This window comes from Argonema antarcticum A004/B2, assembly GCF_023333585.1.
GTDB classification, from domain to species: domain Bacteria; phylum Cyanobacteriota; class Cyanobacteriia; order Cyanobacteriales; family Aerosakkonemataceae; genus Argonema; species Argonema antarcticum.
Window position 1 is genome coordinate 1 of sequence record NZ_JAIQZN010000145.1, and the last position, 13,006, is coordinate 13,006.

Sequence of the window (13,006 nt, forward strand, 5' to 3'; positions counted from 1 at the left end):
GTTGAAGATTTGCTTGATTTTTACTGTTCGGTAGCAACGCACCATCAAATCTTTTTTCTATGGCGACCTTACTTAAGTGACCCCAAGGATGACATGATTTTGGAACTTGCTGTTAAAGTTCGCTGTGACAGTATAGTTACATACAATATTCGTGATTTTGTAGGAGTCGATCGATTTGGTTTGAAAACAGTTAAACCGATGGAATTTTTACAATCTATAGGAGGTTGATTATGAGTACATTGAACGTTAATATTCCTGATTCAATTTACAAAAGTCTGCAAGAAATAGCGCAACAAGATAATATTTCTATTGAGCAATTTATTGCGACGGCGATCGCTGAAAAAATATCTGTCTTGATGAATGAATCCTATCTTCAGGAACGAGCAAATAGAGGAAGTCGAGAAAAATACGAATCGGTATTAGCTAAAGTATCGGATATTGAGCCAGAAGACTATGACAAGCTGACACAAGCTTAACATTTCAAGGCAAAGTCGATCGCCCAAAAGTGTGAAAAAAGACAAGGTGCGATCGCATCCCTACTCCCTCATCGATCGCCTATCAATAAAAAAGTGAGGGGCGATCGCATCCACACTCCCCATCGATCGCCTATCAATAAAAAAGCAAGGGCGATCGCATCTTTCACCCTCTTATCCTGTTATCTAGTAAGGAGATGAATAAGTGGTTATGTGCGATCGCCTTGTAAACAAATCAGGTGGGCATTACCCACCTTACTGCTAACTAGCAATTGCAATTCATTTATACTTCACATACGTCCCTGTGACTTTGACCTTTGACCAACCTCGACCGACCCAAAACCTTCCCTTTGGACTCCGTGCATACGTCCGAACCTTGATTGTTTGTGGAAACTTAAGCCCTGTTCCTGGTACAAGTTCGACCCAATTATCATAAATTATCTCGTGAGTATTTTCTGAGCCGTTGTCAGAAAGCCATTCCACCTTCACCTCATTGTGGTTAATTACGTGATTCGCAGGAGCGGTGTTGGAAGTCCAATCAGACCAAGCATCATGTCTGGTGCCATCGAAATCAGTTTCTCTAGTAGACACTTCAGACACAATTTCAAAACCAGCCATTGTGAGCTTCTCCTTTATAACCTAAATAAAAATTGAATAACTCGATCCCAGTTGCTTTGTCGGCGAGAAAAAGTGAGTTAGATTACGGAAAATCAACTCTAATACCGACGCTGACAGACCCATCTCGTTCTCGACGACCCTGAACGGTAACTCGATCGTTAACAGGTATATCAACGCGGGATCTGCCCTCCATAGAATCTCGAACAGCTTCAGCAAGTTCGCGCTTCGTGTCTTCTTTAATCTGATCGAAATCACCATTCAATGCGTGTCCAACATCTTCTCTGACTCGATCAACCCGTTCGCGAACTGCATCAACAACACGATCTACTGGATCGCGATCTTGTATTGGCATTAATTTTTTCCTTTGCAGAGTATCAAACAATACTTTCCAATCAAAACCTACGCCCGATCGCTTTGTCAGTCGGATCGTGTCGGAACTTTTCCGTAAAAAATTCCCAAAATGTCGGAAAAATGTCGGAAAGATCGGATAAGATCGGAACAACCCACCCATTTGAACCCTCTATGGACATCGCAGAAGTCTTGAAACTCGCTGATGAACTGCTTTTCACCCATACAGGCGATCGCCTAGACCATCTGCAAGAAACAATAATTAAAGGAACTTTACAAGGTCAGAAATATGCCAAAATTGCCTCGGAAAACCATTTAAGTGAAGGTCATGTTCGAGATACGGCATCAGAATTATGGCTAAAGTTGTCGGATGTTTTAGGGGAAGATGTTAATAAATTAAATGCACGGAATATTTTAGAAAAAATTATTATCTCTAATAGTGGTTCAATAGGAGATTTTATTGGTGGAAATAAAGTAAGTATTTGTTCAGAACGAAGGCGACCGCCTAAATCTTCTCCCCTATCCAAGCCAACTGCAAATAAACCCTACTTAGACATAGATACCGCCCCAGAAATTACCGCTTTTTACGGACGAACTGATGAATTAAACACTTTAAAAAACTGGTTAATTCAAGATTGTCCCCGCCTCATTACCTTAGTTGGCATTATCGGAATTGGCAAAACGACGCTGGCTATCAAACTAATTGAGGAAATCCAAACACAATTTGAATATATTGTTTATCGCAGTCTCCGGTATTGTCCAAATATAGATAGTTTTTTAATTGACTTACTGCAAAGCTTTGTCTCTCCTACCGCTGTTCCCAATACGCGCGATCGCCAAGTCGATCTATTGCTTAAATTTTTACGCAAACATCGAACTTTGATTATTATAGATGACGTGCAGATGTTATTTGAAAAGGGACAATTTTCTGGACAATATCGAGCGGAATGTGAGGGATATTATCTGTTATTTAAACAAATTGCCGAATTGTCTCATGCAAGTAGTTTGTTGTTGATTACTAGCGAACAACCAGAAAATGCGATATGTCATACTGCACGCTACGCCATCGCAACTCGTCATAAATTCACCCGTTGTTTAAAACTCACAGGTTTGGGAAATGCCGCCAAACAAATATTAAGGGATAAAGAACTGTCAGACGAGCAAATGTGGGATACCTTGATTGAAAATTATTGCGGTCATCCTTTATGGTTAGAAATGACAGCCACGATGATTCAAGATTTATTTGCTGGAAGCGTAACAGAATTTTTATCTTATCCGTCTTCGCTCCTAAGTAACGAGATTGGATCTCAATTAAGTCGGGGATGGTTGAGGTTAACTGAATCGGAAAAGCAGATTGTGAATTATTTATCTAAACAAGAAAAAGCTGTTACTTTGATGCAAGTTTTACAAGAAATGCCTAATAGTTATAGTCCAGAAATAATATTAAATGCTGTCCGATCGCTGAAAAGACGTTGTTTTTTGGAAGATAATGGTAATGGAGAGAGAGCTTCATTGTTAAGACTCGATCGGATTTGGGAAGCTTATGTGCGATCGCTCAACGTTCTCAATTAGCATCGTCGAATTTGGCTCTTACGGGTTATTATGCCAAAGCTAAGATAAAATTTGATTACAACACCTGAAGGTGGAGTATGAAGCAAGTAGCGGTAAGCGAATTAAAGGAGAAAGCAACAGTTTATCTAACTCGTAGCGAAACTTTGGCGATCGAGCATAATAATGGCGAAGTAATAGGATTCTATTACCCGAAGAAGCGGACTAAGCAGGAAGAAGTCGATCGGGCCGTTAAGCAACTAAGCGAGACTGTACAACGGATACTCGCTGAAACAGGCATGACTGAGGATGAGTTAGCTGACCTTTTTGATCCAAGTAAGCCTTTTCCCTATGATACTGATAGTTGACGCTAATATCCTGATCGGGGAACTGCTGGCTTCAGAAAATAATTAAGGCATAGGTTGGGTTTCGTTATCACTCAACCCAACCTACAATGAGGTAGGGAATTTTATCTTTCGTAACGGACAACGATCGGTAAATAAACCATCATTTCATTTCCGTTTTTTGTATCCTTAATTTTTGCTGGTCGGTATGCCATTGTCGGCGGATTGTACATATACATGGTCGGTTCATTTAGTTCGGAGACAAATTCATATCGTCCATTTGGACTTTTTTCTGTCCGCATCATGGTAGGCGCTCCACTTTTGGGAGAATTTATGACGATCGGCATACTATCCATGACCCTATACATTTCAGACAATGCCGACTTGGGGAACATTCCTACTGACAAGATTGCCAGTCCAGCGCCCAGACAAAGAGTTTTGATTGTAGGTTGAATCTTCATATTGTGGGTTTTTGCCTTAAAGGTCAATAAGATTGAGGTAAGCTGTCGCGCATTTAAATTTTACTCGCTCGTCGGGCAAGATGCCCATCCCACAAGAATCTTATCAAAGTTGACTCTAAAATTAGATGCACAGCAGCTTATTGTCTTGGGGAGACGTAATGGGATAGGTGCAGGTTCCCCGAAGCGATCGCAAACTAAAATTTTAGTGGATACAAGGGAGAGAAAACTACTGTGGGGCTAAAGCTTTATATGCTCCGTCACGGACAAACAGGTTGCAGTCGGGAAAATTTCTTTTGCGGTTCCATAGACCCAGAATTAACTCCAGAGGGTCTTGACATGGCCAAGGCTTTTGCCGTTACCTATCGTTCCCTACCCTGGTCTGCCATTTACTGTAGTCCGATGGGACGAACCAAGGCGACGGCGCAACCCCTGTGCGACGCGATCCCAATGGAGATGCAATTGCGAGATGGTTTGAAAGAAATCAACTATGGCAAGTGGGAAGGTTTATCACCAGAAACAGTCGATCGGCAATACCACGATGACTACATTCGTTGGACAGCCGATCCCGCTTGGTATCCGCCGACTGAAGGAGAACCCGCTGTAGCGATCGCGCACCGTTCTTTAGAAGTAATTGAAGAAATCAAGCTGCGGTACAACACCGGCAACGTTTTAATTGTCTCCCACAAAGCCACCATCCGCATTATTCTGTGTAGCTTGCTGGGAATTGATGTAGGACGCTTTCGCTATCGCATTGGATGTCCCGTAGCTTCGGTCAGCATTGTGGAATTTGGTTCTCACGGGCCATTACTTCACGCATTAGCCGATCGCACCCATCTGGATGAGCGTTTGCGTAACTTAGCCGGAACTTAAGGGAAAAGTTTACCTTTCTGTATCAATATAAACGGCGCAGAGTGCTAAAATCTGTTTCGACAAATAAAAGACCTTACCATGAATCTACTTCAAAAACTAACTTCTCTGATCGGTCGAGTACTAACTGTATTGGCTCTTGTTACCATGCTTGGGATAGGCTTTAGTACTCCATCATACGCGGCTACACCTGCTAGATTTGTCTTTACTGACCTAGCTGGCGGTTCTGAATTCGTTATTGAACTCACTGATGAGAGTAAGATCCAAAAAGCGCGGAATATACTCAATGGAACGGAGAAAGAGCAAACCCATGTACTGGGAAGAATCATCAAAAAATCTGCCCCCTACAATCCAGGTTGGAGCTATCAATTAGAGCCTGCGACTATCGACTTTTTTAGCTTTGCGATAGAGGTTTGTGATTCTTCAATTATGTACCTAGAAGACCACCTTGATGAAGCTGGTGGAGCATTTTTACCAGGCGCTCTTTGGTGTCCTTGGTCTTCACGGCTAGTCAAGGAAATTAAGTAATCAAAAAACTTTCATCCGACATTCCGCTGCTTCTGCGGAATGTCGGGATCTAAAATCCTTGAATTAGGACTTTTGCCAGCAGTCTAATCTGCCTTTAAACAAACTGACAAATAATCCAAACAAACTGCCAAAATTTAATAATGCCTACTTTCATCTGTTTTCAGGATTAATTAAAATAGCTTTTGGTTGATTAGCATCAAACAGAGACGCAGACAAAAGAATAACTGGGCTATTTGTTTTGTTTTCTCCATGCGTTACAGCGGTTACCACTATTATGCGGTACAATGGTGAATCCTCAACATCTAAAAAATTGGTTTGCTATTTGCTGCTACTGTACCTCATAACAGTAGGAACTGCGGTAAGTGTATTTAATCGAAAGCGCTTAAAACAATAGGAATCACCAGATGCCTCCAAAAATCCATTTTATTTCAGGACTGCCTCGTTCTGGGTCTACCTTACTAGGAGCTTTACTGCGCCAAAACCCCCGATTTCACGCCAGTATGACTACTCCCGTCGGCGGTTTGGTCAACCGAATGCTGGAAGCGATGAGCGAAGACAATGAATTTTCCGTCTTTATCACACCTGAGCAAAAACGGGCATTAATCCTAGCTATTTTTTCAACATTCTACCAGTCGCAAGCGGATAAAGAAGTCATCTTTGATACTAATCGTTTGTGGTGTAGCAAGTTGCCTTTAATTCAAGAGTTATTTCCTGCCTCAAAGGTAATATGCTGCGTGCGGAATGTAGCTTGGATTATGGACAGCATCGAACGGCTAGTCAGAAAAAATTCCTTTGATGTTTCGCGCTTATTTAATAATCCCACCGAACGCGCCACCGTTTATACCCGCACTGAAACATTAAGTCAGCGGGGACGGTTAGTAGGATTTTCTTATAACGCGCTCAAGGAAGCTTTTTATGGGGAATATAGTTCGCGGTTATTGTTAGTCGATTACGATTTATTAGCACAAATACCCGATAAAGTTTTGCCTTTAATTTATCAATTTTTAGAGGAAGAACCGTTTAATCATGATTTTGAAAATGTCGAATATAACGAACCGGAATTTGACAACCGACTCAACCTGAAAGGACTGCACACAGTCCGTCCCAAGGTCGAGTTCCAACACCGCCAAACGATTTTGCCGCCGGATTTATTCACCCAGTTTAATGGATTGTCTTTTTGGACAAATACTAGCAATAGTTTGGCGAATTTGATTGTTGCCAAGCCAATAGAAGTAACGGTTAAATCCTGAAAATAATTTGACATCCTCCCCACTCAACCTGAAGGTAATGATATAGCGTTTCATTATTCACAATGTCAATCGGCTTTCTTTGGGAATCTATAGTGGTTTTCAGTTGCATGAAGTACAGCTTAGTAGAGATCCCCGACTTCTTGGAGAAGTGGGGGATCTCTCTACTTCACTCAGATAAAAAAGGCTGTACTACACCATATCTGATTACAAATATGGTGTAGTAGATTTCCAAAGACCTTAATCTCCCAGACAGATATTCAATCCTCGCGCAGTTTTGACCAGAGTACCGTTGAGGTCTACAGCTCGGTATTGAGCGATCGCATCAGCGATCGGCACGCTTACTACTTGGCGATTTTGCCAGCTTACCATTTGGTCGTACTTGTTCTCCGCGATCAGATCCACTGCCGCCACTCCAAAAGCAGAAGCAGTCAATCGATCCAGCGGCGAAGGCGTTCCTCCTCGTTGGATGTGTCCCAAAACCGTCACTCGCGTTTCCGCACCGCTACAGCCGCAGATTTTGTCAGACAAATATTGACCAATACCACCCAATCGACATTGCCCCAAGAGATTGGTACTCATCACAGGTTCGCCTTCTTCATTGCGAACCGCTTCTGAGACAACGATTAAACAGTAATTCTTGCCCTGATTTTGGAGTTCGGAGATTTTTTGGCAGACATTGGCAATTGTATAAGGGATTTCAGGAATCAGAATGACATCCGCACCCCCTGCAATCCCAGCGCTAATGGCGATGTGTCCCGCATCGCGACCCATCACTTCCAGGATCATCACCCGACTGTGGCTAGCAGCGGTAAAATGCAATCGATCCAACGCTTCCGTGGCAATATTGACCGCCGTATCAAAACCGATCGAATGCTCCGTGCTGCCTAAGTCATTATCAATAGTTTTGGGAATCGCCACAAGGTTGAGGTTGCCTTGCAGCGCCAGTCGTCTTAGAATAGCCAGACTGCCATCTCCACCAATGCCAATTATCGCGTCCAAACCAAGCTCGCGGTAGCCAGCGATAATATCTTCAGAGCGATCGGGCACAGTTCCATCCGGCATCGGGAAAGCAAAAGGGTCTCCCTTGTTCGTCGTCCCCAATACCGTACCGCCTTTCGTTAGCAATCCATCCACTTTATCCAAGTCAAGCGGCACAAATTGAGGAGGACTGGTCATTAATCCTTGCGTAGCTTGACGAATTCCTAGAACTTCCCAGTTATAGGTACCCACAGCACGGCATACAACAGCCCGAATTACCGCATTTAAGCCAGCACAGTCGCCACCGCTGGTCAAAATTCCAATCCGTTTGAATTCTCCCATAAGACCTTTCGTAAATAAAGCCTTCAATTAGTCAAGCAGTCAATTATACACAAGTAGCGATCGCTTAATCATTTTATCGGTATCAGCGCGATCGCCCACTAGACATAATCTCAGATTTGTAGCTCACAACGAGTATGGTACGATACCATTTTTCATCCCAAATTCCAAATCTAAAATCTAAAATCTGATGATTCCCGACATTTATACCATTCCTCTAGTACAGCTTGCTTCAGGCGATCGCATCCACCTCCAAATCTACAAGTTCATCGGTGCTAACCCAGGTAAAAAAGCTTACATTCAAGCAAACTTGCATGGATCTGAAATTGTTGGCAATGCCGTTATTCATCAGCTTATTGAATTCTTGATGACTGTGGATACCACAGACATCGCTGGTCAAATTTGGCTCGTACCCGTCTGTAACCCATTTAGTACCAATCAGCGATCGCATTATTTTTCTACAGGCAGATATAATATTTACGACGGCAAAGACTGGAACCGCATATTTTGGGACTACGAAAAAGAATGTCAAGATTTAGCAACATTTGTTAAATCTCAATTAGAACTTGACCCAACTACTATCAGACAAAACTACCTAAAAAAAATCAAAATAAGCTTTGAAAAGCTATTAGAAAAAATCAACTCTCCCAGTAGCGTACCTTTAGATGAACTATATCGATATCATCTGCAATCTTTGTGCCTAGATGCCGACTATGTTATCGACATACACAGTTCTAGCAATCAAGGGATAGACTACATTTATGGCTTCCGGGGAAGAGAAGAAAGTGCCAAAGCTTTTTTACTGAATTATCAAATTTTAATTGACAAATGCGATGGAATTACTTTCGATGAAGCTTTCCTGAAGTCTTGGTTAGCACTAGAAGATAGTTTAGCAGAACACGGAAAACCAATCAGCTTTGATATAGAATCTTGGACGCTAGAACTCGGTTCTGGAATGCAAATGAATCCAGAGTCAGTTGCCAAAGGCGTCTTGGGCATTAAAAATTACTTAGCACAGAAAAGTTTATTATCCATTCCTGGCTTTCCCCTAGCTGAAACTGGATCGCATCAAATAACTTTCACAAACAAAAATCAGATGAAGAAATATTATGCTCCAGCGGGAGGGATGATTCAATCTAGAGTTGATTTAGGGACTTTTGTCAATAGTGGAGAAAGACTTTATCAAATTCTCAGTTTCAATAAAAAAGGTGAATTACCAAGTTTAATCGATGTGAATGCCGAACAAAGTGGGTTAGTTTTTGACCTATCCACAAATCACTGTGTTAACCAAGCAGAGTATGTATTAACAGTAATAGAAATAGATAGCCCGCCCGGAACTTAAAGATATTGTTGGCAAATCAATCAGGGTAATAGTGTAGAGGATTTACGTTATGCGATCGCCAAAATTAAATTAATGCCAAAAAGCTCATCTGGCTTCGCCGCGAGCCCTCAACTTTTTTTAATGATCTCTCGCATTTCCTTAAAGGTGGAAAATTTTTGTATAGAAATCTTTTTACCATCTTTTTCTATCCACACTTGTCCGCTGGTTAAAGTGGGATTTGACGTACTGCGATCGAGCTGAACGTAAAGATTTTCTGAGTTAGTCAGAGTTATATAATATCTTTCCTTCTCGTAGGTAGCATAGACAAAATCTCCTTTATAGCCATAGTCTCTAAATATTTCTCGTAGCTCCTTTGGAAATTCAATAAATTTTTGCTCGTACATTATTGCTATTTTTGGGATCGCGGCTTGACCACGGATCTTGCCTATAGCTCTGGCGGCTGTTAGACCCTCGCTAACATTTGTCGAGCTTTCAATCATCTTAATAAGAGCAGGAACCGCTTCATCAGCTAACGGGCCAAATGCTTCCAAAGCTGATATTACTGAGGCTGCATCGGTTGGATGGTTCAAAGCTTCGATAAGGGCGGGAATCGCTTTGGGATCTCCGATTTGTCCCAGCGCTTTAGCAGCAGATCGAAAGCGATAGTCACGTGAATTTTTCAAAAAAGGAATAATATAGGGAACCGCTTCCTGGGCCAAGGGTCCCAACAAGCCAAGAGCCTCTATCGCTGCAGTCTGCCCATACGGCTTCCCAGACGGTTGAGCGTAAACCCAAGCATCAAGAGGTTGTGCCTCCTGAAGCGCTCTGATGAGCGGTTTAACTGCTCTGGGGTCACCAGTTCGGCCCAAAGCCAACATAATGTCATTGCGCGTAGGAATGATGCCGTCTCCAGTATCGTAATTGTTGGGTCCTCTCTCCAGTGTCCGAATCAGAGCCGGAACAGCCTCTTTAGCTTGCAGCCCCATTGCGCCTAGACAATCGGCTGCCCAACTAACGCACTGATATTTGAGTAGGGGGATATAAGGTTTTGACTTTTTCTCACAGCCACCATAGGCATCTGCTTCATAGATGCAGCATTGACCTTGTAGTTGACCAATTAAAGCATTTATCTTATCCCCTCCAAAGAAAGCTTCACAGACGACTTTCCCACTACAGGATGGAAAGAAAACAGTCAGCAAGCACCCTAACACAAAAAGTGCTATACCATATTTTGCTAGTTGCCTCATAGTTAACACGATTGCTGGCCTTATTTGGGACTCAAACCAAAAGCACCACTATCAAAACACAAAGTTGTTAGCATTCAAACTGGTTGACACAACATTATTCAACGTCGCTAGCGTACTAAAACCAGGCGCACCTGCCGTGCCATTGGGGTCAATTTGAACTTGAGTATTCGCTCCAGACTGCACCAATCGCAAATAACTTGAGACAAATGGGTCAGTACCTTTATAACCCACATTCTTCAATAACTCAGTCAAGACAATTACATCATTGCTAGTATTAAACAGAAGTCACACTCATACAAATGTACTATGTCAGCCTTGTTAGCCAGAAATGTCTGTTTCTTTGGAAATTCTAGACTGCCGCAATACCCAAACTAGCACTTTTCCTGTGATGACTGCATTTAACAAACCAGAAATTGTCCCAAAAATCAATCCAAACGAACTAAAAAGTACTTCCCCATAAAGATAAGGATCGAAAGATTTGGCGACCTGATAACTTATCAGGTCGCCCAAAGCCCAACCTATACTCCAACTGGAGGCCCAAGCCACAATGTCGGTTATTGTCCAAATTATCCACAAGCGAGTTAGCACAACCCTCCTAGCGAGCAATAACCCTTGAGGTATCCCGGTAATAGCGCCACCAATAGCGCCACCAATAGCGCCGCCAATAGCGCCCGTAGCGCCTTGTGTAACAAGCTCAATATTGAATATCGCAGGTATCACACCCCTGCGGTTAAAAATAAAAGCTGCTGCAAAGTAGGTTAAGATGTAGCTGACAACCGTAGCCACGTATAAGCCCGGAATATTGGTTAATATCCACAGGCTACTGATTCTTGAAACTTTTTTTCTAAGTATTAACCACTGGGCTAACCCAACTAAGAGGCCAACCACAGCAAAGCTCGCATTCACGATCGAAAACCCCACGTTATATTCCAAACGCGGTTTAATAGCATTCAGACTATAGCTGAAAGCTACAAAAAGAACTAAGCTTACAGGCAAGCATACAGTATTGACTATTACCCACTGTAGCCAAAATTTTTTACCTATATGTAGATGAGACATATAACTTTTCAAAATGTGGAACTATAAGCGACATTTTCTGACAGGCACCAACAGGGTAGTCATCATAAACCCAGCATTGACCTTGCAACTGCCCAATTAACACACTCACCTTGTCCGCTTCAACAGGAAGTTTGCAGAATTTGCCACCACAATAACTGAATAAAACGGCTAGGAAACAGGCCGACACAAAAAGCGTTAGAACATATTTTGCTAGTTGCCTCATAGTCAAAATCTTTACTGGCCTTCGTTACAAGACTTTAGATATTGGGCATACTCAAACCCTTGAGAGGAGAGGTCATTTCCTCTTTTGATAACCCCTTACTTTGAATTAATACCCCAAAACCGCCCAATCCCATTGGATTTATCATTTGGTGTAAAGCATCGCGACGCTGCAAAACTTGCAAGATAGCTTTACCATCGGTAGCATTACTGGAAGAGAGAGAAGCGATGCGGAAACCCAACCCCAACGCCATCAAAAATAAACCTTGCTGGGTAAAACCAATCTTCTGCAAACCGCACAATTCACCCCAGCGTTCCAACGCAGTAAAATTCACATGGGCAGTGATATCTTGTCTGCCAATATTTATATAAGGATTGTTATGATGCGCGTGTTGATAGTAACACTGTAACGTGCCAACATCTCGACCTGGGCTGTAATAGCGACTAGCTGTATAGCCATAATCAACAGTTAAAAGATATCCGCGCTGTAGTTTATTTGCAACTGTACTTAACCAGTCCAAAGCTGCTAGGTTAACCTCACTGCGATAGACTTCTGTATAGGCACTCGACATTAAATCAATTTCGACTAATTGAAAATATTTAATCAATTTATTTGTAGAAGGTTCTCCCGCTACTTCTACAAAATTTATGCCATCCTGTGTTGTAACGTAAATTTCCCGCAGTTGCCCATTTTCAATAACAAACTGATGTACTGGTAACGCATCAACCAATTCATTAGAAAAACAGCAGCCAATTATTGATTCAGTTGTTATTTCTTCAATAGCACACCATCGGATTGGCAATTGTCGTAACCGCTGTTGCTGTTCTTTTTTTAATGCCGGTGACTTTTCGACAATGATGTATTCTATGGCATCAAAAAGATCGGGATATTGCCGTTGCGAATATCGCAGAATATCTCCTGACAAAATTCCTTGTCCAGCGCCCATTTCTACTAACGTAAAAGGCACGGGATAACTGAGAATTTGCCACATTTCGACAAATTGTTCGGCTAGCAATTCGCCAAAATCAGCGCCAAGATGCGGCGATGTAAAAAAATCACCCTGCGCCCCAATCTTCACTTGATTGGTGGCGTAATAACCATGCTGCGGATGGTACAGCACCAAATCCATGTACTCGGCGAAGGTGATGCGCTGTTGAGGAGTTTCGGAAATAAGATGCGCGATCGCATCACACAACTCCAGATTATAATCATTCATAGTCATTAGTCATTAGTCAATTGTCATTAGTCAATTGTCAGTTGTCAATTGACTAATGACAATTGACCATTGACGTCTTTTTCTAGCTCCCAGGTTGAACCTGGGAGCTAGGTTTAACTCTTTCGGCGTAAGTCCCCCGCCATAATCGCTTCGATTCGGCGGCGGGATATAAGCCGGATGGCGACTCCT

Annotated in this window: 16 protein-coding genes; 8 read left to right on the forward strand and 8 right to left on the reverse strand. The window is 42.3% G+C overall.

The genetic code is table 11. The features are described 5' to 3' along the window. The coding region (locus LAY57_RS32945) for a PIN domain-containing protein (RefSeq protein WP_249071411.1) at positions 1-228 on the forward strand (228 nt) is incomplete at its 5' end. Positions 229-230: 2 nt separating this feature from the next. After that, positions 231-476: a YlcI/YnfO family protein gene (locus LAY57_RS32950; RefSeq protein ID WP_249071412.1), complete on the forward strand. Its 246-nt coding sequence runs from the start codon at positions 231-233 to the stop codon at positions 474-476. Between the two features lie 276 nt (positions 477-752). On the opposite strand, the gene LAY57_RS32955 is transcribed toward LAY57_RS32950, so the two are convergent. Beyond that, complete coding sequence (locus LAY57_RS32955; RefSeq protein WP_249071413.1) at positions 753-1,064, reverse strand: hypothetical protein; 312 nt, start codon at positions 1,062-1,064, stop codon at positions 753-755. Positions 1,065-1,173: 109 nt separating this feature from the next. Further along, positions 1,174-1,443 carry a hypothetical protein gene (locus LAY57_RS32960; RefSeq protein WP_249071414.1) on the reverse strand — a complete coding sequence of 90 codons (270 nt, stop codon included), beginning with the start codon at positions 1,441-1,443 and terminating at the stop codon, positions 1,174-1,176. Here LAY57_RS32960 and LAY57_RS32965 point away from each other — a divergent pair. Together LAY57_RS32965 and LAY57_RS32970 are read left to right on the forward strand one after the other, a co-directional pair. Further along, complete coding sequence (locus LAY57_RS32965) at positions 1,437-3,011, forward strand: helix-turn-helix domain-containing protein (protein WP_249071415.1); 1,575 nt, start codon at positions 1,437-1,439, stop codon at positions 3,009-3,011. The genes LAY57_RS32960 and LAY57_RS32965 overlap by 7 nt on opposite strands. A gap of 77 nt (positions 3,012-3,088) precedes the next feature. After that, a complete protein-coding gene (locus tag LAY57_RS32970) occupies positions 3,089-3,355 on the forward strand; it encodes a hypothetical protein (RefSeq protein WP_249071416.1) in 267 nt (88 codons plus the stop codon). Between the two features lie 101 nt (positions 3,356-3,456). On the opposite strand, the gene LAY57_RS32975 is transcribed toward LAY57_RS32970, so the two are convergent. Beyond that, positions 3,457-3,792: a hypothetical protein gene (locus tag LAY57_RS32975; RefSeq protein WP_249071417.1), complete on the reverse strand. Its 336-nt coding sequence runs from the start codon at positions 3,790-3,792 to the stop codon at positions 3,457-3,459. A gap of 231 nt (positions 3,793-4,023) precedes the next feature. On the opposite strand from LAY57_RS32975, the gene LAY57_RS32980 reads away from it, so the two are divergent. The 3 genes from LAY57_RS32980 (at position 4,024) to LAY57_RS32990 (ending at position 6,437) form a co-directional block, all read left to right on the forward strand. Continuing rightward, positions 4,024-4,662 carry a histidine phosphatase family protein gene (locus LAY57_RS32980; protein WP_249071418.1) on the forward strand — a complete coding sequence of 213 codons (639 nt, stop codon included), beginning with the start codon at positions 4,024-4,026 and terminating at the stop codon, positions 4,660-4,662. A gap of 78 nt (positions 4,663-4,740) precedes the next feature. Beyond that, a complete protein-coding gene (locus tag LAY57_RS32985) occupies positions 4,741-5,187 on the forward strand; it encodes a BP74-related protein (RefSeq protein ID WP_249071419.1) in 447 nt (148 codons plus the stop codon). Positions 5,188-5,591: 404 nt separating this feature from the next. Next, the gene (locus LAY57_RS32990; RefSeq protein WP_249071420.1) at positions 5,592-6,437 is read left to right on the forward strand and encodes a sulfotransferase; all 846 of its coding nucleotides are present in this window, start codon (positions 5,592-5,594) and stop codon (positions 6,435-6,437) included. A 237-nt stretch (positions 6,438-6,674) separates the two neighbouring features. Here the strand turns inward: LAY57_RS32990 and LAY57_RS32995 are convergent, their stop codons facing one another. Next, complete coding sequence (locus tag LAY57_RS32995; protein ID WP_249071421.1) at positions 6,675-7,757, reverse strand: ATP-dependent 6-phosphofructokinase; 1,083 nt, start codon at positions 7,755-7,757, stop codon at positions 6,675-6,677. A 187-nt stretch (positions 7,758-7,944) separates the two neighbouring features. Between LAY57_RS32995 and LAY57_RS33000 the strand changes: the two genes are divergently transcribed. After that, positions 7,945-9,096: a succinylglutamate desuccinylase/aspartoacylase family protein gene (locus LAY57_RS33000; protein WP_249071422.1), complete on the forward strand. Its 1,152-nt coding sequence runs from the start codon at positions 7,945-7,947 to the stop codon at positions 9,094-9,096. A gap of 107 nt (positions 9,097-9,203) precedes the next feature. Here LAY57_RS33000 and LAY57_RS33005 read toward each other — a convergent pair whose 3' ends face one another. From LAY57_RS33005 to LAY57_RS33020, 4 genes are all read right to left on the reverse strand, one after another. Then, positions 9,204-10,322 (reverse strand): HEAT repeat domain-containing protein, encoded by a 1,119-nt coding sequence (locus tag LAY57_RS33005; protein ID WP_249071423.1) that lies wholly within the window; start codon positions 10,320-10,322, stop codon positions 9,204-9,206. Positions 10,323-10,373: 51 nt separating this feature from the next. Then, entirely contained in the window at positions 10,374-10,604 is a 231-nt protein-coding gene (locus tag LAY57_RS33010) for a type I secretion C-terminal target domain-containing protein (protein ID WP_275994449.1), read from the reverse strand. 36 nt (positions 10,605-10,640) lie between these two features. After that, a complete protein-coding gene (locus LAY57_RS33015; RefSeq protein WP_249071425.1) occupies positions 10,641-11,381 on the reverse strand; it encodes a hypothetical protein in 741 nt (246 codons plus the stop codon). Positions 11,382-11,638: 257 nt separating this feature from the next. Beyond that, a complete protein-coding gene (locus LAY57_RS33020) occupies positions 11,639-12,817 on the reverse strand; it encodes a class I SAM-dependent methyltransferase (RefSeq protein WP_338022541.1) in 1,179 nt (392 codons plus the stop codon). Between the last annotated feature and the right edge of the window lie 189 nt (positions 12,818-13,006).